Annotated in this window: 14 protein-coding genes and 1 pseudogene; 11 read left to right on the top strand and 4 right to left on the bottom strand. The window is 65.6% G+C overall.

The genetic code is table 11. The annotated features are described in order from the left end of the window. Positions 1-128: 128 nt before the first annotated feature. The 5 genes from ACFVJ3_RS12115 (at position 129) to ACFVJ3_RS12095 (ending at position 7,206) form a co-directional block, all read left to right on the top strand. Positions 129-1,631: an aldehyde dehydrogenase family protein gene (locus ACFVJ3_RS12115; protein WP_378452276.1), complete on the top strand. Its 1,503-nt coding sequence runs from the start codon at positions 129-131 to the stop codon at positions 1,629-1,631. A 27-nt stretch (positions 1,632-1,658) separates the two neighbouring features. Then, on the top strand, positions 1,659-3,218 hold the full coding sequence (locus ACFVJ3_RS12110) for an APC family permease (protein ID WP_378452275.1): 1,560 nt from the start codon (positions 1,659-1,661) through the stop codon (positions 3,216-3,218). After that, positions 3,215-4,771: a GMC family oxidoreductase gene (locus ACFVJ3_RS12105; protein WP_378452274.1), complete on the top strand. Its 1,557-nt coding sequence runs from the start codon at positions 3,215-3,217 to the stop codon at positions 4,769-4,771. Before ACFVJ3_RS12110 ends, ACFVJ3_RS12105 begins: the two co-directional genes overlap by 4 nt. Positions 4,772-4,863: 92 nt before the next feature. Further along, the gene (locus ACFVJ3_RS12100) at positions 4,864-6,045 is read left to right on the top strand and encodes a thiolase family protein (protein ID WP_378452273.1); all 1,182 of its coding nucleotides are present in this window, start codon (positions 4,864-4,866) and stop codon (positions 6,043-6,045) included. Positions 6,046-6,060: 15 nt separating this feature from the next. After that, positions 6,061-7,206, top strand: a complete 1,146-nt coding sequence (locus ACFVJ3_RS12095; protein WP_378452272.1) for an acyl-CoA dehydrogenase family protein — start codon at positions 6,061-6,063, stop codon at positions 7,204-7,206. Between the two features lie 76 nt (positions 7,207-7,282). Here the strand turns inward: ACFVJ3_RS12095 and ACFVJ3_RS12090 are convergent, their stop codons facing one another. Beyond that, positions 7,283-10,537, bottom strand: a complete 3,255-nt coding sequence (locus ACFVJ3_RS12090; protein ID WP_378452271.1) for a protein kinase — start codon at positions 10,535-10,537, stop codon at positions 7,283-7,285. 73 nt (positions 10,538-10,610) lie between these two features. Next, positions 10,611-10,805, bottom strand: a complete 195-nt coding sequence (locus tag ACFVJ3_RS12085) for a hypothetical protein (protein WP_378452270.1) — start codon at positions 10,803-10,805, stop codon at positions 10,611-10,613. A gap of 204 nt (positions 10,806-11,009) precedes the next feature. Here ACFVJ3_RS12085 and ACFVJ3_RS12080 point away from each other — a divergent pair, with 204 nt between their 5' ends. The 5 genes and pseudogenes from ACFVJ3_RS12080 to ACFVJ3_RS12060 form a co-directional block, all read left to right on the top strand. After that, complete coding sequence (locus ACFVJ3_RS12080; RefSeq protein WP_378452269.1) at positions 11,010-12,557, top strand: DUF1254 domain-containing protein; 1,548 nt, start codon at positions 11,010-11,012, stop codon at positions 12,555-12,557. 11 nt (positions 12,558-12,568) lie between these two features. Continuing rightward, a complete protein-coding gene (locus ACFVJ3_RS12075) occupies positions 12,569-13,822 on the top strand; it encodes a cation:proton antiporter (protein ID WP_378452268.1) in 1,254 nt (417 codons plus the stop codon). Between the two features lie 34 nt (positions 13,823-13,856). Continuing rightward, on the top strand, positions 13,857-14,810 hold the full coding sequence (locus tag ACFVJ3_RS12070) for a hypothetical protein (RefSeq protein WP_378452267.1): 954 nt from the start codon (positions 13,857-13,859) through the stop codon (positions 14,808-14,810). Positions 14,811-14,917: 107 nt separating this feature from the next. Beyond that, entirely contained in the window at positions 14,918-16,465 is a 1,548-nt protein-coding gene (locus tag ACFVJ3_RS12065; RefSeq protein WP_378452266.1) for a DUF1254 domain-containing protein, read from the top strand. Positions 16,466-16,511: 46 nt separating this feature from the next. Next, positions 16,512-17,222 (top strand): annotated as a pseudogene (locus ACFVJ3_RS12060) (response regulator transcription factor); the annotation flags it as partial. A 76-nt stretch (positions 17,223-17,298) separates the two neighbouring features. Here the strand turns inward: ACFVJ3_RS12060 and ACFVJ3_RS12055 are convergent. Continuing rightward, positions 17,299-18,174, bottom strand: coding sequence for a helix-turn-helix transcriptional regulator (locus ACFVJ3_RS12055; protein ID WP_378452265.1), 876 nt, complete (start codon positions 18,172-18,174; stop codon positions 17,299-17,301). Positions 18,175-18,369: 195 nt separating this feature from the next. Here ACFVJ3_RS12055 and ACFVJ3_RS12050 point away from each other — a divergent pair, with 195 nt between their 5' ends. After that, on the top strand, positions 18,370-19,269 hold the full coding sequence (locus ACFVJ3_RS12050) for an alpha/beta hydrolase family protein (RefSeq protein WP_378452264.1): 900 nt from the start codon (positions 18,370-18,372) through the stop codon (positions 19,267-19,269). 195 nt (positions 19,270-19,464) lie between these two features. On the opposite strand, the gene ACFVJ3_RS12045 is transcribed toward ACFVJ3_RS12050, so the two are convergent. Next, positions 19,465-19,638, bottom strand: coding sequence for a hypothetical protein (locus ACFVJ3_RS12045; RefSeq protein WP_378452263.1), 174 nt, complete (start codon positions 19,636-19,638; stop codon positions 19,465-19,467). Between the last annotated feature and the right edge of the window lie 47 nt (positions 19,639-19,685).

Below are 19,685 nucleotides of genomic sequence, written 5' to 3'. Positions count from 1 at the left end.
GGACACACTCTTCTCGGTCACGGATACCGTCGCGAATCGGACATGTGTGCGCGATCCCCGCCGACCGCGACTCCGACGGCATACCGTAAAGGGGGTGCGTTCGTTCCGGCGAGACACGGAGTTGAGTGATGCAGGACCAGTCGATCGATGACCTCTTGAACACGGGCCTGTTCGTCGACGGGCAGTGGATCCGCTCCAGCTCCGGCGAGACCCGCGACTGCATCAACCCGGCCGACGGATCGGTGGTCGCCACCGTCGACGAGGCCTCCCCGGAGGATGCAACCCGCGCAGTTACCGCTGCCCGCGCGGCCTTCGACGAGGGAACCTGGTCCCGCACACCCGTCGCCGAGCGCACGGCGTTGGTCGCGAGGATCGCCGATCTCCTCGAGCGCGACAAGGAGACCCTTGCACGCATCGAGACGCTCGACACCGGAAAGACTCTGGAGGAGAGCAGGATCGATATCGACGACGTGGTGTCGGTGTTCCGGTACTACGCGCAACTCGCCGCGGTCGAAGCCGACAATCTGATCGATGTCGGTCGCCCCGAGGTGATCAGCAGGGTGGTGCGCGAGCCGATCGGCGTGTGCGTGCTCATCGCACCGTGGAACTACCCGCTGCTGCAGATCTCGTGGAAGGTGGCGCCGGCGCTGGCCGCCGGGTGCACGATGGTCCTCAAACCGAGCGAGGTGACCCCGCTCAGCACCATCGCGTTCACCGCGCTTATCGCCGAAGCAGGTGTCCCCGCCGGGGTGGTAAACCTCGTGCAGGGCAGCGGCGCCGTCCTGGGCGCCGCACTCACGGGCACCCCCGACGTCGACTTCATTTCCTTCACCGGCGGGCTGGCCACCGGACGCGTCATCCTCGAGACCGCGGCGAAGAACGTCACCAAGGTGGCGGTGGAACTCGGTGGCAAGAATCCGCACATCGTCTTCGCCGACGCGGACGGAGACGACTCGGTGGACCAGGTGCTCACGGGGGTGTTCCTGCATTCCGGTCAGGTGTGCTCGGCGGGCAGCCGCCTCATCATCGAGGAGTCCATCGCCGACCGGTTCGTCGCCGCGCTCGCCGCGCGGGCGGAGAAGATCCGGATGGGCAACGGTCTCGATCCCGCGAGCCGAACCGGCCCGCTGGTATCCGAGGCCCACCGGGAGAAGGTCGAACGGTACGTGGCGCTCGGCCTCTCCGAGGGCGCCCGGTTGGTGACCGGGGGAGCCCGGCCCTCCGATCCCGCGTTGGCGGACGGGAGCTACTACCTGCCCACCATCTTCGACCACTGCGACCGCACCATGCGCCTCGTGCAGGAGGAGACGTTCGGACCGATCCTCACCGTCGAGCGCTTCACCACAGAGGAGGAGGCGCTGCGACTGGGCAACGACACCGAGTACGGCCTCGCCGCCGGCGTCCGGACCGCCGACAGCGCGCGGGGTGAGCGGATGGTGCGGGGTCTGCGCCACGGCACGGTGTGGCTCAACGACTTCGGCTACTACACCGCCGCCGCCGAGTGGGGCGGCTTCAAGATGTCGGGGAACGGGCGCGAACTCGGCCCCACCGGTCTGGCGGAATACCAGGAGACCAAACATATCTGGCACAACACCTCGCCCACGGCGGCGGGGTGGTTCGACAACGGCTAGGTCGGCGCACGGAGAGGCGAGAGAACCATGGCTACTCGGCACGGAGCAGTGGGTGACGGAGGTGCACCGGGGGACAGTGGACTCGGCGAACTGGGGTACAAACAGGAATTGGACCGCAGCCTCGGCAAATTCGCCAGTTTCGCGGCGGGAGTCAGCTACATCTCGATTCTCACCGGCACGTTCCAGTTGTTCTACTTCGGGTTCGGCACCGCCGGACCGGCGTATCTGTGGTCCTGGCCGATGGTGTTCGTCGGGCAGATGGCCGTCGCCCTGTGCTTCATGGAGCTCGCCGCCAAATACCCGGTCGCCGGCTCGGTCTACAACTGGGCCAAGTTGCTCGGCAGCAGGATCGTGGGATGGTCGTCGGGCTGGCTGATGCTCACCGCGTCGATCGTCACCCTCTCCGCCGTCGTGCTGGCGCTGCAACTCAACCTGCCGCGGCTGTGGAGCGGGTTCCAGATCATCGGTGACGGCAGCGGCGAGTACGACTTCGCCACCAACGCTGTCATTCTCGGCACCATCATGATCGCGTTCACCACAGCGGTCAACGCGTTCGGTGTCAAGCTGATGGCTCTCATCAACAGTTCGGGTGTGTTCGTCGAACTGATCGCGGCCGTCCTCATCGCCATCATCCTCGCCGCCAACATCACCCGCGGTCCGGACGTGTTCTTCTCCACCCACGGTTACGGTGCCGGGGAGAGCGGCGGATATCTGTCCGTCTTCTTGGTGGCGTCTCTCGCGTCCGGGTACGTGATGTACGGATTCGACACCGCGAGTTCGCTCGGCGAGGAAACCGTCGACCCGCGACGGACGGCGCCCAAGGCGATCCTGCGGGCGATCCTCGCGTCGTTCGTGATCGGCGGGGCGATCCTGGTATTCGCCGTCATGGCGGCCCCCGACCTCGAGGATCCGCTGATCGGCAGCAGTGAGGGCGGCCTGCAGTACATCGTCGAGCAGGTGATGTGGGGGCCGCTCGGCAAGATCTTCCTGGTCTGCATCGTCGTCGCGGTCACGGTGTGTTCGCTCGCGGTGCACGCCGCGGCCATCCGGCTCACGTTCGCAATGGCCCGCGACAACGCGCTGCCCTTCGGGGAGCGCCTGGCCCACGTCAACCCGAAGCATCAGACGCCCGTGGTCCCCGCCATCGTGATCGGTGTGCTCGCGGCGTTCATCCTCGTCATCAACATCGGTCAGCCGCAGATCTTCACGGTGCTGACGTCGATCGCGATCATCATGATCTACCTGGCGTACCTCATGGTCACCGGTCCGCTGCTGAAGAAGCGACTACAGGGTCTGTGGCCGCCGAAGGAACTCGCGGAGAGCGGCTACTTCACGATGGGCCGCTGGGGGCTTCCGGTGAACATCTTCGCCGTGCTGTGGGGAGTGGGGATGGCGCTCAATCTCGCGTGGCCGCGCCCCGAGGTGTACGGCACCCCCTGGTACAACACGTGGGGTGCATTCGTCTACATCGGCATCATTCTCGGGCTCGGTCTCCTCTGGTATGCGGTGAAGGGCCGCAACCACATCGGATGCCTCGCCTCGCATGCGGCGTCGTCGAAAGACGAGGCGGAGAGTGAACTTCCATGACGGACAGCGTGTTCGACTACGTGATCGCCGGCGGCGGAACGGCCGGATGTGTGCTCGCCGCGCGGCTCAGCGAAGACCCCTCGGTGACCGTCTGCCTCGTGGAGGCCGGGCCGTCCGACGTCGGTGACCGCAACGTCCTCGAGCTGTCGCAGTGGATGCATCTGCTGGACTCCGGCTACGACTGGGACTATCCGGTCGAGCCGCAGGAGAAGGGCAACAGCTTCATGCGGCACGCCCGCGCCAAGGTGCTCGGCGGATGCTCCTCCCACAATTCGTGCATCGCGTTCTGGCCACCCGCCGAGACACTCGACGACTGGGCGGCGGCCGGCGCCACCGGCTGGGGCGCGAAGGACGTGCTGCCGCTCGTGGCGCGGGTCGAGAACAACGACGCCCCCGGCGAGCAGCACAGCCGCAGCGGCCCGGTGCGGTTGCGCGACGTCCCGCCGCACGACCCCTGCGGCGTGGCCCTGCTCGAGGCTGCGGCGAAGGTCGGGTTGCCCACCGTGCAGTTCAACCGGGGCACGACAGTGCTCGACGGCGCGGGGTGGTTCCAGATCAACGCGTCCGAGGACGGCACGCGCATGTCGACGTCGCACGCCTACCTGCACCCGATCCTCGGGTCCCGCCCCAATCTCGACGTGCGCACCGACTGCTGGGTCAGCGAAATCGTCATCGACGATTCGCTTGCGGCGACCGGCGTGCGGTACCTGCGTCCCGATCTCACCGGATACGACACGGTCTCGGCGCGCCGCGAGGTGATCGTCACCGCCGGGGCCATCGACACACCGAAACTGTTGATGCTCTCGGGTATCGGGCCGACGGTGCATCTGCGTGAGATGGGTGTGCAGGTTCGGGTCGACGCTCCCGGGGTGGGGCAGAACCTCGACGATCACGTCGAGGGGCTGGTGTTCTGGGATGCGTCCCGGCCGATGGTCGAGACTTCCACGCAGTGGTGGGAGATCGGAGTGTTCGCCACCACTGCGGAGGGGCTGAACTATCCGGATTTGATGATGCACTACGGCAGCGTGCCGTTCGACATGAACACACTCCGGTGGGGATACCCCACCACGGACAACGGTTTCTGCCTCACCCCGAACGTCACGCAGGGACTCTCCCGCGGAACGGTGCGGCTCCGCTCCCGCGACTTCCGGGATCGTCCGCGAGTGGATCCCCGGTACTTCACCGACCCGGACGGCCACGACGAGGCCGTAATGCTCGCCGGGATCCGGCTGGCGCGTCGCATCGCCGAGCAGGAACCTCTCCGCGACTGGATCACGAGGGAACTGGCTCCCGGCCCGGAAGCGGTGACCGACGACGAACTGGTCGACTACGCGCACCGGACGCACAACACGGTGTACCACCCCGCCGGGACCGCCAGGATGGGTGCGGCGACCGACCCGATGGCCGTCCTCGATCCGGAACTGCGGGTGAAAGGCGTCCGCAATCTGCGGGTGGTGGACGCGTCCGCCATGCCGAAACTGCCCTTCGTCAATCCCAACATCACGGTCATGACGATGGCCGAGAAGTGCGCCGATCTGATCCGCGGAACCTGACCCGGCGACGTGCCGGAGGCCCTGCCCGAACCGCTGGGTACTTTGAAGTCCTACTATCTCCACATACTGGTAGAGAGACGGAAGGGCACGTCATGAATTCTCCTGAACCGATCGTGGTAGTCGACGGCGCGAGGACCCCGATCGGCAGCTTCGGTGGTGCGTTCAAGGACGTGCCCGCCCACGAGCTGGGTGCCACCGCCGCGAAGGCGGCGCTGGGGCGTGCCGGGGTGCCGGGTGAGGACATCGACGAGGTGGTGATGGGCTGCATCGGTCAGGTCGGACCGGACGCCTACAACGCACGCCGCGTGGCCCTGGCCGCGGGACTTCCGGAGAAGACGCCGGCGTACACCGTCAACCGGCTGTGCGGGTCCGGTCTGCAGGCGGTGTGGTCGGCGGCGCAGCAGATGCGCTGGGGTGGGGTGAACTTCGCCCTCGCCGGCGGCGACGAGAACATGTCGCGGATGCCGTTCTACGACTTCTCCGCCCGCTCCGGCTACAAGCTCGGCGACCGCAAACTCGTGGATGGCACGGTCGCGATCCTGACCGACCCGTTCGGCGGGGTGCACATGGGCCGCACCGCCGAGGCCGTCGCCCGCAAGTACGACGTGAGCCGCCGGCAGCAGGACGAGTTCGCCGTCGAATCCCAGCGCCGCGCCGCCTCCGAGGCCGCGCGGGCGGCGTTCGCCGAGGAGATCACCCCGGTGCAGATCGGGGGCCGCCGCCCGAAGACGATCGAGGTCGACGAGCACCCCAAGCCCGACACCACCCTCGAGACCCTGGCGAAGCTGCGGCCGGCGTTCGAGGAGGGCGGCTCGGTGACCGCGGGCAACGCGTCCGGGATCAACGACGGCGCCGCGGCCCTGGTCCTGGCCACCCAGTCCGCCGCGCAGGAGAGGGGCCTGACCGGGCTGGTCACGCTCGAGGCGGTCGCGACGGCGGCGATGGATCCGGCTCTGATGGGGTACGCCCCCGTGCTGGCGTTGGCGAACCTGTTCGGGCAGACCGGCACCACCCCCGGCGATATCGACGTGATCGAGCTGAACGAGGCGTTCGCGTCGCAGGCGGTTGCGGTGATCCGGGACGCGAAGCTGAACCCGGAGAAGACCAACCCGTACGGCGGTGCGATCGCGCTGGGGCATCCGGTCGGGGCGACCGGTGCGATTCTGAGCCTGCGCCTGGCGAAGGATCTGGTGCGCCGCGACCTCGAACTCGGCATCGTCACCATGTGCATCGGCGGCGGCCAGGCCCTCGCCGCCCTCTTCCGGCGCATCTAGAAACCAGGGCAGACGATGAAGAAGCACATCCCGTCATGGCACGACGACGAAGTACGGGCACTGTCCGAGCTTGCGGTCGGGTTCTTCGAACGCGAGGTGGTCGCGCACAACGAGAAGTGGGACGCCCAGCACCGCATCGACCGTGAGGTGTGGCTCGAGGCCGGCAAGCTGGGGTTGCTGTGCTGCTCGATCCCGGAGGAGTACGGCGGCGGTGGGGGCACGTTCGCGCACGACCTCGCAGTGTTCGAGGCCCAGGGCTACGCCGGTGATCTCGCGTTCGGCATCTCGGTGCACTCCGGCATCGTCGCGCACTACGTCCTCGAGTACGGCACCGAGGAGCAGAAGAAGACTTGGCTTCCGGGAATGGCGAGCGGGGAGATCCTCGGCGCCATCGGCATGACCGAGCCCGGCGCCGGGTCGGATCTCAAGGCGATCAAGACGACCGCGATCCGGGACGGTGACGACTACATCGTCAACGGGTCGAAGACGTTCATCACCAACGGTGCGTCGGCGGATGTGATCGTGCTGGCGGTGAAGACCGACCCGAAGGCCGGTGCCAAGGGGGTGGCGCTGCTGATCGTCGATCTGCGGGACTGCCCGGGTTTCGTCGTCGGGCGGGTGTTGGACAAGGTCGGTCAGCACGGCGCCGACACGTCGGAGTTGTCGTTCACGGACGTGCGGGTGCCGGTGTCGAATCTGCTGGGGGCGGAGGGGCAGGGTTTCGGGCAGTTGATGGCGCAGTTGGTGCAGGAGCGGCTGATCATCGGTGCGCAGGCGTCCGGGGCGATGACTCGTGCGGTGGAGGACACGGTCGCGTACACGAGGTCGCGGCAGGCGTTCGGGCACAGTCTGTTCGAGTTCCAGAACACGGCGTTCGAGCTCGCCGAGTGTCAGACCATCGCCCGCACGTGTGCGGTGTTCCTGGATCATTGTATCGAGGCGCATCTGCGCGGTGAACTGGACCCGTCCGAGGCGGCGATGGTGAAGTACTGGCTCACCGAGCAGCAGTGCGCGGTGATCGACCGGTGTGTGCAGTTGCACGGTGGGTACGGGTACATGCGTGAGTACCTGATCGCCCGGATGTACGAGGACGCCCGCGTCCAGAAGATCTACGCGGGCGCCAACGAGGTGATGAAGGGAATCATCGCAAAGTCGCTGTAGCGGCAGGTTCCCTCAGCTCGATCGAGGCGGGTCCGGTGTCGGGATCGCCCATCCCTCACCGGCCCATGAGCGGCAACTACGGCGATTGTCGCTCTTCGACAACCCAGGCTGCGACCTGTGCTCGCGAGGTGAATCCGAGTTTGGTGAGTATGTGTTCGACATGTCCTCGAGCGGTGCGCTGGGAGATCACGAGGCGGGCGGCAATCGCCTTGTTGGTGAGGCCATCGGCGATCAGTTCCGCAACCTGCTGTTCGCGTTTCGTCAAGGTGGCGGAACTATGGGACGTCGGCTTTCGAGGATTCTCGTCGAGCGCGTAGGAAGCAGCGGAAGCGAGATCCATAGCCCTGCCGTGCTGCCGGGCGTCCTCGAAGGCGTGTTCGGTGAGCATCCGACGGGCGGCCCGCTCACATTCTTCGTGGTATACGCGCAGGTCTGGAACGAACACGGGTGGGCTTCCGGCAGCGCGACCGAGCGCTTCCGCGGCTCCCATCAGCGTGCTGGCGCGAGTAGGGTCACCGCTTCCGGCGATCCACGCGAAGACTTCGAAGCAATTTGCGCAACCGACCGGGTCGTCGACGAGCCGAGCAAGCCGCAATCCCTCCCCGAGCAACTCGACTGCGCGGCTCTGTGCGCCCAGTCGCCATTGCGCAACGGCCATCGCCCACAACGCGTAGGACCGATAGACGGATTCACCATGAACTTTCGTAATCGCGAGAACTTCCTCGTAGCATTCGATCGCCCGGTGGGGTTCGGCGTCGAGCAGCTGATACGCCAATCCCAGCAACGTCAGAGACTCGATCTGTAGCGCGAGGTCGTTCTCTGCTTGTCGGAACACGGACAGCGCCCGCTCCAGACCCGAAACCGCCCGAGTGAGATCGCCGTTGAACAACCCGACCAGACCGTCCGCGTGGTCGACGATCGCGTGCGCGATCGGGTCGGGGATCTGGTCGGCGAGGGTTCGCGCCTGCTCGACCAGAGCGGCACCTCGCTGATGGTCCCGCTGCTGTTCGGTCATGAGGCAGTCGGCGTACAGCGCTCGGATGGTGGCAATGTTCGGGTGTTCACCCCGGAGTGACAGGAATTGGTCGAGCCAGCGTCTCGCCTCGCTGAGGAGGCCGCGTGACCCCCAGAGCTGCATCAAGGGTGTAGCGATCTGCAAACCGGCTTCGGCATCGTCCTCGGCGACGCAGAAGTCCATAGCGTCCCGCAGATTCGGCTGCTCACTGCTGAATCGCGCGATCCACCCGAGTTGCCGGGGGCTGATGAACTCGTCCTCGGCGGTGCGGGCGAGCTGGCGATACCAATCTCGGTGCCGCCGGCGCAGGTCGTGGTAGTCACCGTTGTGCTGGGCCTTCTCCCGGCCGTAGGCGCGTAGGGTCTCGAGCAGTCTGAAGCGGACCGCGGTGTCGTGCTCTTCGCGGATCAGGATCGACTTGTCGACGAGGGTTGCCACTGAGTCCAGCAGGTCCCCGGTTGGCACATTGTCCCCGCACACGTGTTCTGCGGCATCCAGATCGAAACCGCCGGGGAACACCGACAGTCGTGCCCACGTCAGTTGCTCGAGCGGCGTACAGAGGTCGTAGCTCCAATCGACACATAGCCGGAGTGTCTGCTGGCGCGAAGGCGCGCCTCGGGTTCCGCGGGTCAACAGCGTGTACCGGTCGGAAAGTCTCTGCAGGATTTGTTCGGGGGACATCGCGCGCAACCGCGCCGCCGCCAGTTCGATGGGCAGAGGTAACCCGTCCAACTGCTGACAGATCCGAGTCACCGCAGACTTGTTGGCATCTGTCAACGTGAATGTCGCTACCGCGGTGGTGGCGCGTTCGGTGAACAGCGACACGGCGTCGTAGCGGGGCAGACCCTGGAGTGACGGTTCGCGGTCGGGGTCGGGGACGGTGAGTGGGGGAACCCGCAGTGTTGCCTCCCCGGCTGTGGCAAGGGGTTCGCGGCTTGTCGCGAGGATGCGCAGGTTCGGGTTCTGTTGCAGCAGCGCTGTGGCGAGGTCGGCGGCGGCGTCGACCACTTGTTCACAATTGTCCAATATCAGCAACAGTTCTCGCGAGGACAGGAAGTCCAGCAGAATCTCGTGTAGCGACCGGCCGGTGTGGTCCCGCACACCAAGTGTGGCGGCCACCACGTCGATCAATCGGGACGCGGTGCGGACCTCGTCGAGCTCGACGAGCCATGCTCCGTCGGCGAACTCGCGCTGGATACTCGTGGCAAGTCGTAGTGCGAGACGTGTTTTCCCGACTCCGCCGATGCCGACCAACGTCAGCAGTCGCGACGATGCCAGTAGATTCTTCGCTTCGGTGATTTCGTGTCTGCGACCGACGAAGCTGGACAAATCCAGGGGGAGGTTCCCTCGCTCGTGGCGGGAAGGGTTCGTGGGAAACCGCCCAGCTGATGTCGGTTCCGGTTCCAGTGTGGCTCGCGCATGGAGAGTTACATCGCCTGCAGGTAGTCCGCGGCGATGTTGAATTTCGCGTAGTCGCTCGCCCAATGCGGCGGCCGAGGGTTGCCGGTCCTCGGGGCGACCGGCCATCGCCTGCTCGATCACGGTAGCAACATCGTCTGCGAGGCCTTGATCTCGCAGATCCGGTGTCGGTTCGGTTGTGATGCGGATGAATTGGGCTACCAACTGTTCGCCGCTGCGGCGCTCGAATGCGGCGTGGCCGGTGGCTGCGCAGAACAGGGTGGCTCCGAGTCCGTAGATGTCCGAGGCGGGGCTCGGGGCCGCGCCGCCGAAAACCTCGGGCGCAGTGAACGCGGGTGAACCGGTGACGATGCCGGCAGCGGTCTCGAACCCGCCCGAGATATGCGCGATCCCGAAGTCCGTGAGCGCCGGCTCGCCGTAGTCGGTGAGGAGGATATTCGCGGGCTTGACGTCGCGGTGGACGATGCCCTGACCGTGAGCGGCCTCCAATGCGCCGGCCAGCTTCACTCCGAGCTGCAGCACGTCGTCCACGCCTAACGGACCGTGCCGTCGGATACGTTCGTCCAGGGAGCCCTGCAGGTGGTAGGGCATCACGATGAATGGCTGTCCGCTGTCGGTGACACCGACCTGGAGAACAGTGACGATGTTCGGGTGACCGGTGAGGCGGCCCATCGCCCTCTGTTCGCGGAAGAAGCGCTCCCGGTTCTCCTCCGCGAGATCGCCGGTGAGCACCTTCACGGCAACGGTTCGGTCGAGCGCCGGTTGCGTGCACCGGTACACGACACCGAAGCCGCCGCGCCCGATCTCCCGGGCGTCGTCGAATCCGTCAGCCGCCAGTTCCGATGCGACCGACGGGGTCACATCGCGGCGGGTCTCGAACGGATCGACATCGGACATCGTCCAGATCGATTCAGCCGGTCCACGATATGTTCGACGAAATCCGCACGTTCAGCCTCTCGATGACAGGTTCTCAGGATATCGCCCGACGGCGTGATCCCACTGACTCATCCAAAGGTAGACGTAATCCGAGCGGGAGCTTCGCGGCCAGCGCGCCGGGTTCGGCCTTCTCCGCGTCGTTCGGGGCCCGCCGTCCGGTGCCGACGAGCAGCGCGTCTGTGTCGGAGAACGACGCGAGGAACGCGGTCCCGGCGATCTTCTCCAGCATGTCGCGGGACCGGGCGAGCCCCGCTCCGAGCGGTTTCGCCGCGCCCGGGAGATGTGAGATCAGGTCGAGGTGGTGCAGCGACGACTCCAGAACGTATGCGGAGAGGTAGTCGTCGAAACCGATGTCGGTCGAGGGGTTTGAACTGATGCCGGGGGGGTACCGCCCCCGGGGAATCGTCGCCGGCGATCGGAAGGGAACCGTCTGATGAGTGTCGACCGAAAAACCCTGGAATCGATCTCCGCGCCGGACCGGATGCACACCCCCGTCAACGCCCTGGCGTTCACCGACGGCGCACCCAGCAGGGAGACCGTCGACAAGGTGTACGACCACCTCGACTTCCTTCACGGGGTGAACGTCTACCTGGGCGCGTTCCCGGGAGCATCCACCTGGGCGCTGCGCCGAGGGTTCATCGACGCGGGCGCCGAGGACAACACGATCCTCATCTTCTCCGAGCTGATGGATTCGCAGTCCCTGTTCCTGACCGCCAATGCCGACACGGTCTACTACGTCGGCATCATCGACTTGACCGGTGGACCCATGGTGGTCGAGACGCCGCCGATGGCGCTGGGCGTCTTCGACGACATGTGGTTTCACTGGATCATCGACTTCGGTCTGCCCGGCCCCGACCGGGGCGAGGGCGGGAGGTTCCTGCTCGTCCCCCCTGGCTACGACGGCCCCCTCCCTGATAGCGGCTTCCACGTCGGACATTCGGGCACCAACCAGGCCCTCATCCTCGGCCGGTCCTTCCTCCAGGACAACGACCCGAAACCCACGGTCGAGGAGATCAAGGACCGGCTGAAGATCTACCCGTACACACCCGGTGGCTACGGCACCGCCGTCGCGACCCTCCTGGAGGGAAAGGTCCGCCCCGGGAAGTCGGCCGAACACCCCGAAACCCGGTTCGTCGAGGCGAGCGGGAAGGCGTTCAACACCATCCCGCCATCCGACTTCGGTTTCTACGAGCTGCTCAACGCAATGGTTCAGGAGCAGCCCGCCACCGCCACCGACGCCGAGACCATGGGGCAGCTGGCGGCGATCGGCATCGTCAAGGGTGAAAAGTTCGCCCCCGACGAGCGGATGCGCAAAATCCTGGACGAGGCGGCCGCCGTGGGCCACGCGACCTCGCGCGCGTTGATGTTCGATGCTCGCGAGTCGGAGGGGCATTTCTATTACCCGGGGTCGGCGTGGACCGCCATGCTCTTTCCTGGCGGTTACACCTTCGAGACGCCGCCGCCGCTGGTCACCGAGGAGGGCATCGAGCCGTTCCCGCCCGGGGGCGCGAAGAAGCTGAACCTGCGGACGTTGTTCTTCTTCGGTTACACCGGCATCACCCCGGCGATGTGCATGCGGCTGACCGGTCTCGGGTCACAATACCTGGTTGCGTTCAAGGACTCCGAGAACAACTACTACGACGGCTCCCAGCACTACACGGTGACGTTGCCGCCCGACATCCCCGCGGCCAGATTCTGGTCGGTTACCTTGTACGACAATCAGACTCGGTCGATGCTGCAGACTCCGCAGCGCTACCCGAGGTCAGGCAGTCAGAGCTACCCGTCACCGGCCGCGGAGGCCGATGCCGACGGGTCGACCACCGTCCACTTCGCCCCTGAGAAACCGGACGGTGTGGGCGAGGGCAACTGGATCCAGAGTGATCCGGACAAGGGATTCTTTGTGATACTGCGCTTCTACAGTCCGCTGCAATCGTTCTTCGACAAGACCTGGAGACCCAGCGAGGTTGACCAGGCGCATTGAGTCGGTGCATCGTGACGTGGGCACTGCCTGCAATCACCGGGGTGCTGCTCGTCTTTGCGGCGATCTCGGGCCGCATCAAGGGCACACCGATTACCGCCCCGATCGTCTTCACCGGCAGTGGCCTCGTACTCGGCGCGAGCGTGGCCGGGCTGATCGACGTGGAAGCCACCGGCGAGATCATCAAACTCCTCGCGGAGGTGACGCTGGCATTGGTGCTGTTCTCCGATGCCTCCCATGTGGACCTGCCGGCACTGCGCGCCGAAATCTCCTTGCCGGCACGGCTGCTCGGCATCGGGCTGCCGTTGACGATCGCGGCTGGTTTCGGCGCCGCGGTGGTGATGCTCGGTGACTTCGCCTGGCCCGAGGCGCTGCTACTCGCGGTGATCCTTGCCCCCACCGATGCCGCGCTCGGGCAGGCCGTGGTCACGCTCCCGCTTCTGCCGTCCCGGGTGCGGCAGGGCTTGAACGTCGAAAGTGGTCTCAACGACGGGATCTGCGTGCCGCTTTTTCTGATCGTGCTGGCGGTCGCCCAGGCCGAGTCGGGGGCGATCGGCAACGGCGCGGCCGTCCGGTTGCTCGCCGAACAGATCGGGTACGGCATCGTGGCCGGCCTCGGCGCCGGGGCGGTCGCCGCCGCGATCCTGATCACCGCCCAACGGCGCCGCACGATCGACCCGTTGTGGGCGCAGATCGTTCCCGTCGCCGCCGCCGTGCTCGCCTACACCGTCGCCGTGCCGCTGGGCGGGTCGGGATTCATTGCCGCGTTCGTCGGTGGACTCACCTTCGGGACGATCCGGCGTCGCAGTGGGGCCGGCAGTGACGGTGCGGGCCTCCTCGACGAGTCCGGGGACCTGTTCAGCGCCGTGACCTTCATCGTCTTCGGCGCCATCCTGCTCGGCCGCGCCCTCGGCCACCTGTCCTGGGCGGTGCTCGGTTACGCGGTGGTGAGTCTGACCGTCGTCCGCATGGTCCCCGTGGCGTTGTCGATGATCGGGATGCACGCCCGCGCCCCGACCGTCGGCTTCATCGGCTGGTTCGGCCCCCGCGGGCTCGCCACCATCGTCTTCGCGATTCTCATCCTCGAAGAACCGGGCGAACTGCCCCACGAGGATCTGCTCCTGACCACCGCGATCGTCACGATCGGGCTCTCGGTCCTGGCCCACGGACTCAGCGCCGCTCCGCTGGCCAACCGCTACGCCACCTGGTTCCGCAACAACCCCCGCGGCGAGACAGAACCAGCCCAGGAAACGACACCCTCGACATGACCGGCGGGCACCGAACAAAAAGGGAGAAGATCCGATGACCACAGATTTCCAGGAGAGGGCTCGCCGGCTGCGCAACGCGCTGGAACCGGTGGCGGCCGGGGTGTACTTCGCCCCGGAGGCGCATGCGGCGTACGAGGAACTCGGTTTTGCGGGCAGTCCCGTCACCCATGAAGGCGCGGCCCGCCCGGATTTAACGGCGTACTTCACCAGTCGCGGCGCATGTTTGGGCCAGGTGCCGGAAGTAGTTGTCGCCGCCTTCGGCTGCTTCAACCCGAAGGTGGTCGTGCCGGCCGTCGAGGCCGGTTGGCAGATCGCCGGCCGGGAGGCGGTCCTCGCAGCTCGGGAGAAGGGTGCGACCGCCATGCTGGCGCGGGTGCTCGGTGATCAGCCCGAGGGCCTCGATCGGGTCACCGAGCTCCTCCGCCGCGGCGCCGCCGCGGCCCGGTGGGAAGCGCACCCGATCTACGGGGGACTGCGCTCGCTCGGCTTCCCCGGCAACCCGATCGGCGACCTGTGGCGGGCCGCGGACCTGCTGCGGGAGCACCGCGGCGACAGCCACGTCATCACCTGGGCGGTCGGCGGCGTCGACGCGGTCGAGATCCTGCTGCTGACCGAACAGTGGTGGGGGCTACCCGCCCGCGCATACGCTCCGACCCGCGGCTGGGCCGCCGCCGACATGGACGCCGGATTCGAGCGACTCGAGAAGCGTGGACTGATGACCGGCGATGAGAAGCTCACCGACGCCGGCCGCGCATTCCGCGAGGAAATCGAGGTTCGCACCGACGAACTCGAACGGTCCGTGCTGGACGCACTCGGAGACGACCTCGACGAACTGCTGTCGCACCTCGACCCCTGGTCCGAAGCCGTCGTCGCCGCCAACTCCTATCCCAAGCGGATCGCCGGCATCTACAACATCGGTGGCGGTCCGCATTTCGGCTCCGGGTTGACCATCGACACCGCCGCCGAGCAGTACGAGAACAAGGCATGAACCGCCCCGGGCGGTAGCGCCCGGGCACAGGACAGATTTGCGCGCGGTGCGCATCCGGGGCCGCGTCAGCCGCGTCGCCAGCGTCAAGAGTGGAAGGAACCTGTCAGATGAGTGTCGACCGAAAAACCTTGGAATCGATCTCCGCGCCCGACCGGATGGAAACCCGCCTCGGCGCCTTGGAGTTCACCGACGGTGCACCGTCCAGGGAAACAGTGGAGAAGGCGTACGACCACCTCGATTTCCTGCACGGGGTGAACGTCTACCTGGGCGCCTTTCAGGGAGCATCCACCTGGGCGCTGCGTCAGGGATTCATCGACGCCGGTGCCGAGGACAACTCGATCCTGATCTTCTCGGACCTGATGGATTCCCAATCGCTGTTCCTGACCGCCAACGCCGACACGATCTACTACTGGTCGGTCGTGAATCTCAGCGACGGCCCGATGGTGGTCGAGACACCGCCGATGGCGTTGGGCACCTTCGACGACATGTGGTTCCACTGGATCTGCGACTTCGGCCTTCCCGGCCCCGACCGGGGTGAGGGCGGCAGATTCCTGCTCGTCCCCCCGGGCTACGACGGTCCCCTGCCCGACAGCGGCTTCCACGTCGGACATTCGGGCACCAACCAGGCCCTGCTGATCGGTCGTTCCTTCATGCAGGACAACGACCCGAAGCCCACGGCCGCCCTGATCAAGAGCACTCTCGCGATCTATCCGTACGTGCCGGGCACTTACGGGACCAGCGTCGCGACCCTCCTGGAAGGGAAGGTCCGCCCGGGGAAGGCGGCGGCGCCGCCGGAGACCCGGTTCGTCGAGGCCAGCGGCACAGCGCTCAACACCATCCCACCGTCCGGCTTCGGTTTCTACGAGACGCTCAACGCGATGATCCAGGAGCAGCCCGCCACCGCCACCGACCCCGAGACGATGGGACAACTGGCGGCGATCGGCATCGTCAAGGGTGAAAGGTTCGACCCGGACGAGCGGATGCGCAAGATTCTGGAGGAGGCGGCCGCGGTGGGGCACGCGACCTCGCGGTCGTTGATGTTCGACGGCCGCGATGCGGAGGGCCTCCGGTACTACCCGGACTCGGCCTGGACCAACATGCTCTTCCCGGGCGGTTTCACCTTCGAGACGCCGCCGCCGCTGGTCACCGAGGAGGGCATCAAGCCGTTCCCGCCCGGCGGTGCGAGGAAACTGCACCTGCGGACCCTGTTCCTCTACGGCTACACCGGCATCACCCCGGCGATGTGCATGCGATTGACCGGCATCGGATCGCAATATCTGGCGGCCTTCAAGGACACCGAGAACAACTACTACGACGGCGCGAAGACCTACAAGATGTCGTTGCCGCCGGACATCCCCGCGGCCCGGTTCTGGTCGGTCACCCTGTACGACAACCAGACCCGGTCGATGCTGCAAACATCGCAGCGCTTCCCGAGATCGGGGAGTCAGAGCTACCCGTCACCGGCCGCGGAGGCCGATGCCGACGGGTCGACCACCGTCCACATCGGCCCCGAGAAGCCCGACGGTGTCGGCGACGGCAACTGGATCCAGACCGTTCCGGGAAAGGGCTGGTTCGTCATCCTGCGCCTGTACAGCCCGCTGCAATCCTTCTTCGACAAGAGCTGGCGGCCCAGCGAGATCCAGGAAACGAAGTAGGCCCTGCCGCACGCTGGCCGTGACGTCAGGCCGAGGGTGTGACCATGTCCTGTACTTGTTGGGGTTGGCCTATGGGTTGATCGGCCTGACGGATCGCGCGATCGTATGCCACGAACGTGTTCTCGCGATCACGGACACCCACGACGAGAAGGTGTATCGGTCACACTCGCAGTGGGCCCTGAGCCTTGCCGTGTGGCGAAAAGGCGACACCGATCGCGCGGTCCAACTCCTCGAACAATCGCTGGATTTGACTCGGACAGTGCACAGCCCCCACGTCGCCGCAGCCTGCATCGAGGCGCTCGCCTGGATCGGCGTCGGACAACGCGGCGCACCACGGGCTGCGGTCCTGTTGGGCGCCGCAGAAGGGCTGGCGCGGTCCATAGGCAGCACAGTGGTCATTCATTCCAACTTGACTGTCTTCCATGAGGAATGCGAACGGAGTACCCGGCAAACAAATTGGTGACACAGCATTCGCAGGGGCATTCCGCAAGGGCGAGGGACTTGGCTTCGATGCCGCTATCGCATACGCCTTCCCGAGCAACCGTCGGGCACCTCCGGACAGGCCACCGGCGCGTCGACGCGACTGACCAAGCGGGAACGCCGAGTTGCCGATCTGATCGCCGAAGCTTTGACCAATCAGGCCATCGCTGCCCGTCTGGTGATCTCCCCTCGCACCGCGCAAGGGCATGTGGAGCACATCCTGGCCAAACTGGGCTTCACCTCCCGCACGCAGGTCGCTGCCCGGGTCGTGGACCGACGCAACCTTAATGCGGAGTTGCCACGTGTTGTTTGCGAAACCCGACGAGTTGGAGTCGTTGCTTGCGTTGCTGTTCCTAGGGCTGCACGCTGTGGTGCTCATCTCCACTCTCGGTAGCCCACGAGATGAGAAAGCGCAGTGCCTGCTGGGAAGGTGATCCTGGTGGTGCCGTCATGACCATGATCGACTGATCGGGGTCGTGTGGGCAGGTGAGGGTTTGCCAATCCAACGTCAGATCACCGGCCACAGCGTGGTGGAATTGTTTGGTGCCGAATGTTTTGTAAGCGACGTCATGCAATGCCCACCACTGACGGAAGTCCTCGTCGAGGACAGAGAGTTCGCCGACCAATGCCTGGAGCTCCGGATCCGCGGGTGAGTGAGCGACGTCCATCCGGGCGAAAGCCACACAGTTTCGGGCGGCGGATTCCCAGTCGGTGTAGAGGTCACGGATGTGCGGATCGAGAAAAGTCAGCCGCAACAGGTTGCGGTCCCTGGTCGGGAGCACCCCGAAGTCGGTGTAAAGAGCTGCGGCGAGGGAATTCCAAGCTAGGACACTCATATGACGGCCGAGAACGAGAGCGGGGGTGTCGGTCAAGTTGTCCAGCAGACGTTGGGTCTGGGGGTGCACATGCTGTTGCACGCGTTTACGAAGGCGGGGTGCCTCGGATTTGTGTGCTAGCTGGTGGAGGTAGCGGGTCTCGTCGGGGCTCAGGCGCAGGGCGCGCGCAATGGCGGCCAGCGAGGAGACTGATGCACCGGCCAGTCGCCCCTGCTCGATGCGGGTGTAGTAGTCCGCGCTGATGGATGCGAGCTGAGCGACTTCTTCCCGGCGCAGCCCGGCCACCCTGCGCGGGTGGCCGATGGTCGGTAGCCCCACCTCGTCAGGGGTGACTTCGGCCCGACGAGCCCTCAGGAAGTCTCCTAATTCGTTGTGTTCCCCGCGGTTGCTCATGGCTGTAATTGTCCATCTTCGGCGCGGGTGGTGGGTGGGCAGGTTTGTTCCCTGGAACCGGTATTGCCAGGAAGGGATCTGCTCTGCCTTGCGTGGGGATTGCGTGTGAATGTGGATGACGCGTTACGAAGGGCCTGCACCTCACGGCTCGGTCCCGATGCCCCAATTGATCCCTGAATCAGGAGAGTTAGAACCATGACGACCACGTCAGAGCAGTTTGTTTCGACGCTTGCACGGACACTCGCGTACTCGATGCGGACTCCTGTGCTACGCCGCCCAGACGAGGTGGGTCTCGCCTATGAGGACGTGACCTTCCCTTCGATGGATGGGACTCCGTTGGAAGGCTGGTTCGTTCCGGCCGACTCCGACAAGCTTGTTATCGCCAACCACCCGATGCCCTGTAATCGGTACGGCTATCCGGGTCACATCGAAGAGTTCAGCTTCTTCGCCGATTTCGAGGTCAACTTTCTGCCCGACTACAAGAACCTCCACGACGCCGGTTACAACGTCCTGGCGTACGACCTGCGCAACCACGGGCTGAGCGGCTCCGGGAACGGCGGCGTCGTCGGCATCGGCCTGCTCGAGTATCGGGACGTGATCGGATCCCTTCGTTACGGTCGGTCCCGGATGAACATCGACAACTCCCGTATCGGACTGCTCAGCCGCTGTCTTGGCGCGGACTCCACTATCGTTGCGATGTCCAAGCACCCCGAGGAGTTCGAGAACATCCGGGCCATGGTCGCGGTCCAACCGGTGTCTCTTCGGCCCTTTGTCGAGGTTGCCTGTGAAACTAATGGCATCCCGGGTGGCGTGGAGATGTTCGCCAAGGAAATCAAGAATCTGACGAGCTTCGACCTGGACGAGCTCTCCCCTCTGTCGTACGCCCCCGATGTGCAGGCTCCGACCTTTGTGATTCAGGTGCGTGAAGACTCCAGTACCCGGCCGTCCGATGTCCAGGGAATCTACGATGCCCTCGGCGCGCGGGATAAGAAACTCTTCTGGATCGAGGGCACCACACGCCGGTTCGACGGGTACAACTATTTCGCCCAGCAGCCTGCGCAGATGCTCGACTGGTTCAATACCCACTTCGCCTGACGAGCGACCGTTCGCGCACCTGTCGCTGTAGATGTGGTCGTCGGCAGGCGTTCAGGCACCGTTTCTGGCGAAGGTCGGAATTTCCCGGTCGTGGCGCCCGCCGGGCGGAAACCGCCCGGCACTCATTGGCAGCGGAGGTGAACGAGACGGGGACTCAGACATCATCATGACATCACTGACTACTGCGGCAATGAACTAATCGATGTGCGAGTCGAACCACTCGAGCATGGGTTCGGGGTGCTCGCCGAAGTAGTTGTATCCGCGGAACCGCTGCGTGGTGCCCTCGATCCAGAACAGCTTTTTGTCCTCGGCGGCGATGTTGAGGATGTCCCGAGTTCCGTGGAACTTCGGTGGCGGCCCGATGAGCATCAGGCTGCGTTCACCTGATCATTGTGTACCACAGGTCCGACAGGTTT

It is taken from the genome of Rhodococcus sp. NPDC127593 (assembly GCF_042671975.1).
GTDB lineage: Bacteria > Actinomycetota > Actinomycetes > Mycobacteriales > Mycobacteriaceae > Rhodococcus_F.
The sequence above is the reverse complement of the archived record's forward strand: the minus strand, read 5'-3'. Positions and strand labels throughout refer to the sequence as shown.

Coding starts and splice junctions, on each gene's coding strand:
- ACFVJ3_RS12070 (WP_378452267.1), top strand. CDS start 13,857: ATGACCACAGATTTCCAGGAGAGGGCTCGCCGGCTGCGCAACGCGCTG.
- ACFVJ3_RS12095 (WP_378452272.1), top strand. CDS start 6,061: ATGAAGAAGCACATCCCGTCATGGCACGACGACGAAGTACGGGCACTG.
- ACFVJ3_RS12055 (WP_378452265.1), bottom strand. CDS start 18,174: ATGAGCAACCGCGGGGAACACAACGAATTAGGAGACTTCCTGAGGGCT.
- ACFVJ3_RS12100 (WP_378452273.1), top strand. CDS start 4,864: ATGAATTCTCCTGAACCGATCGTGGTAGTCGACGGCGCGAGGACCCCG.
- ACFVJ3_RS12065 (WP_378452266.1), top strand. CDS start 14,918: ATGAGTGTCGACCGAAAAACCTTGGAATCGATCTCCGCGCCCGACCGG.
- ACFVJ3_RS12080 (WP_378452269.1), top strand. CDS start 11,010: ATGAGTGTCGACCGAAAAACCCTGGAATCGATCTCCGCGCCGGACCGG.
- ACFVJ3_RS12115 (WP_378452276.1), top strand. CDS start 129: ATGCAGGACCAGTCGATCGATGACCTCTTGAACACGGGCCTGTTCGTC.
- ACFVJ3_RS12110 (WP_378452275.1), top strand. CDS start 1,659: ATGGCTACTCGGCACGGAGCAGTGGGTGACGGAGGTGCACCGGGGGAC.
- ACFVJ3_RS12085 (WP_378452270.1), bottom strand. CDS start 10,805: ATGCTGGAGAAGATCGCCGGGACCGCGTTCCTCGCGTCGTTCTCCGAC.
- ACFVJ3_RS12090 (WP_378452271.1), bottom strand. CDS start 10,537: ATGTCCGATGTCGATCCGTTCGAGACCCGCCGCGATGTGACCCCGTCG.
- ACFVJ3_RS12050 (WP_378452264.1), top strand. CDS start 18,370: ATGACGACCACGTCAGAGCAGTTTGTTTCGACGCTTGCACGGACACTC.
- ACFVJ3_RS12105 (WP_378452274.1), top strand. CDS start 3,215: ATGACGGACAGCGTGTTCGACTACGTGATCGCCGGCGGCGGAACGGCC.
- ACFVJ3_RS12045 (WP_378452263.1), bottom strand. CDS start 19,638: ATGCTCATCGGGCCGCCACCGAAGTTCCACGGAACTCGGGACATCCTC.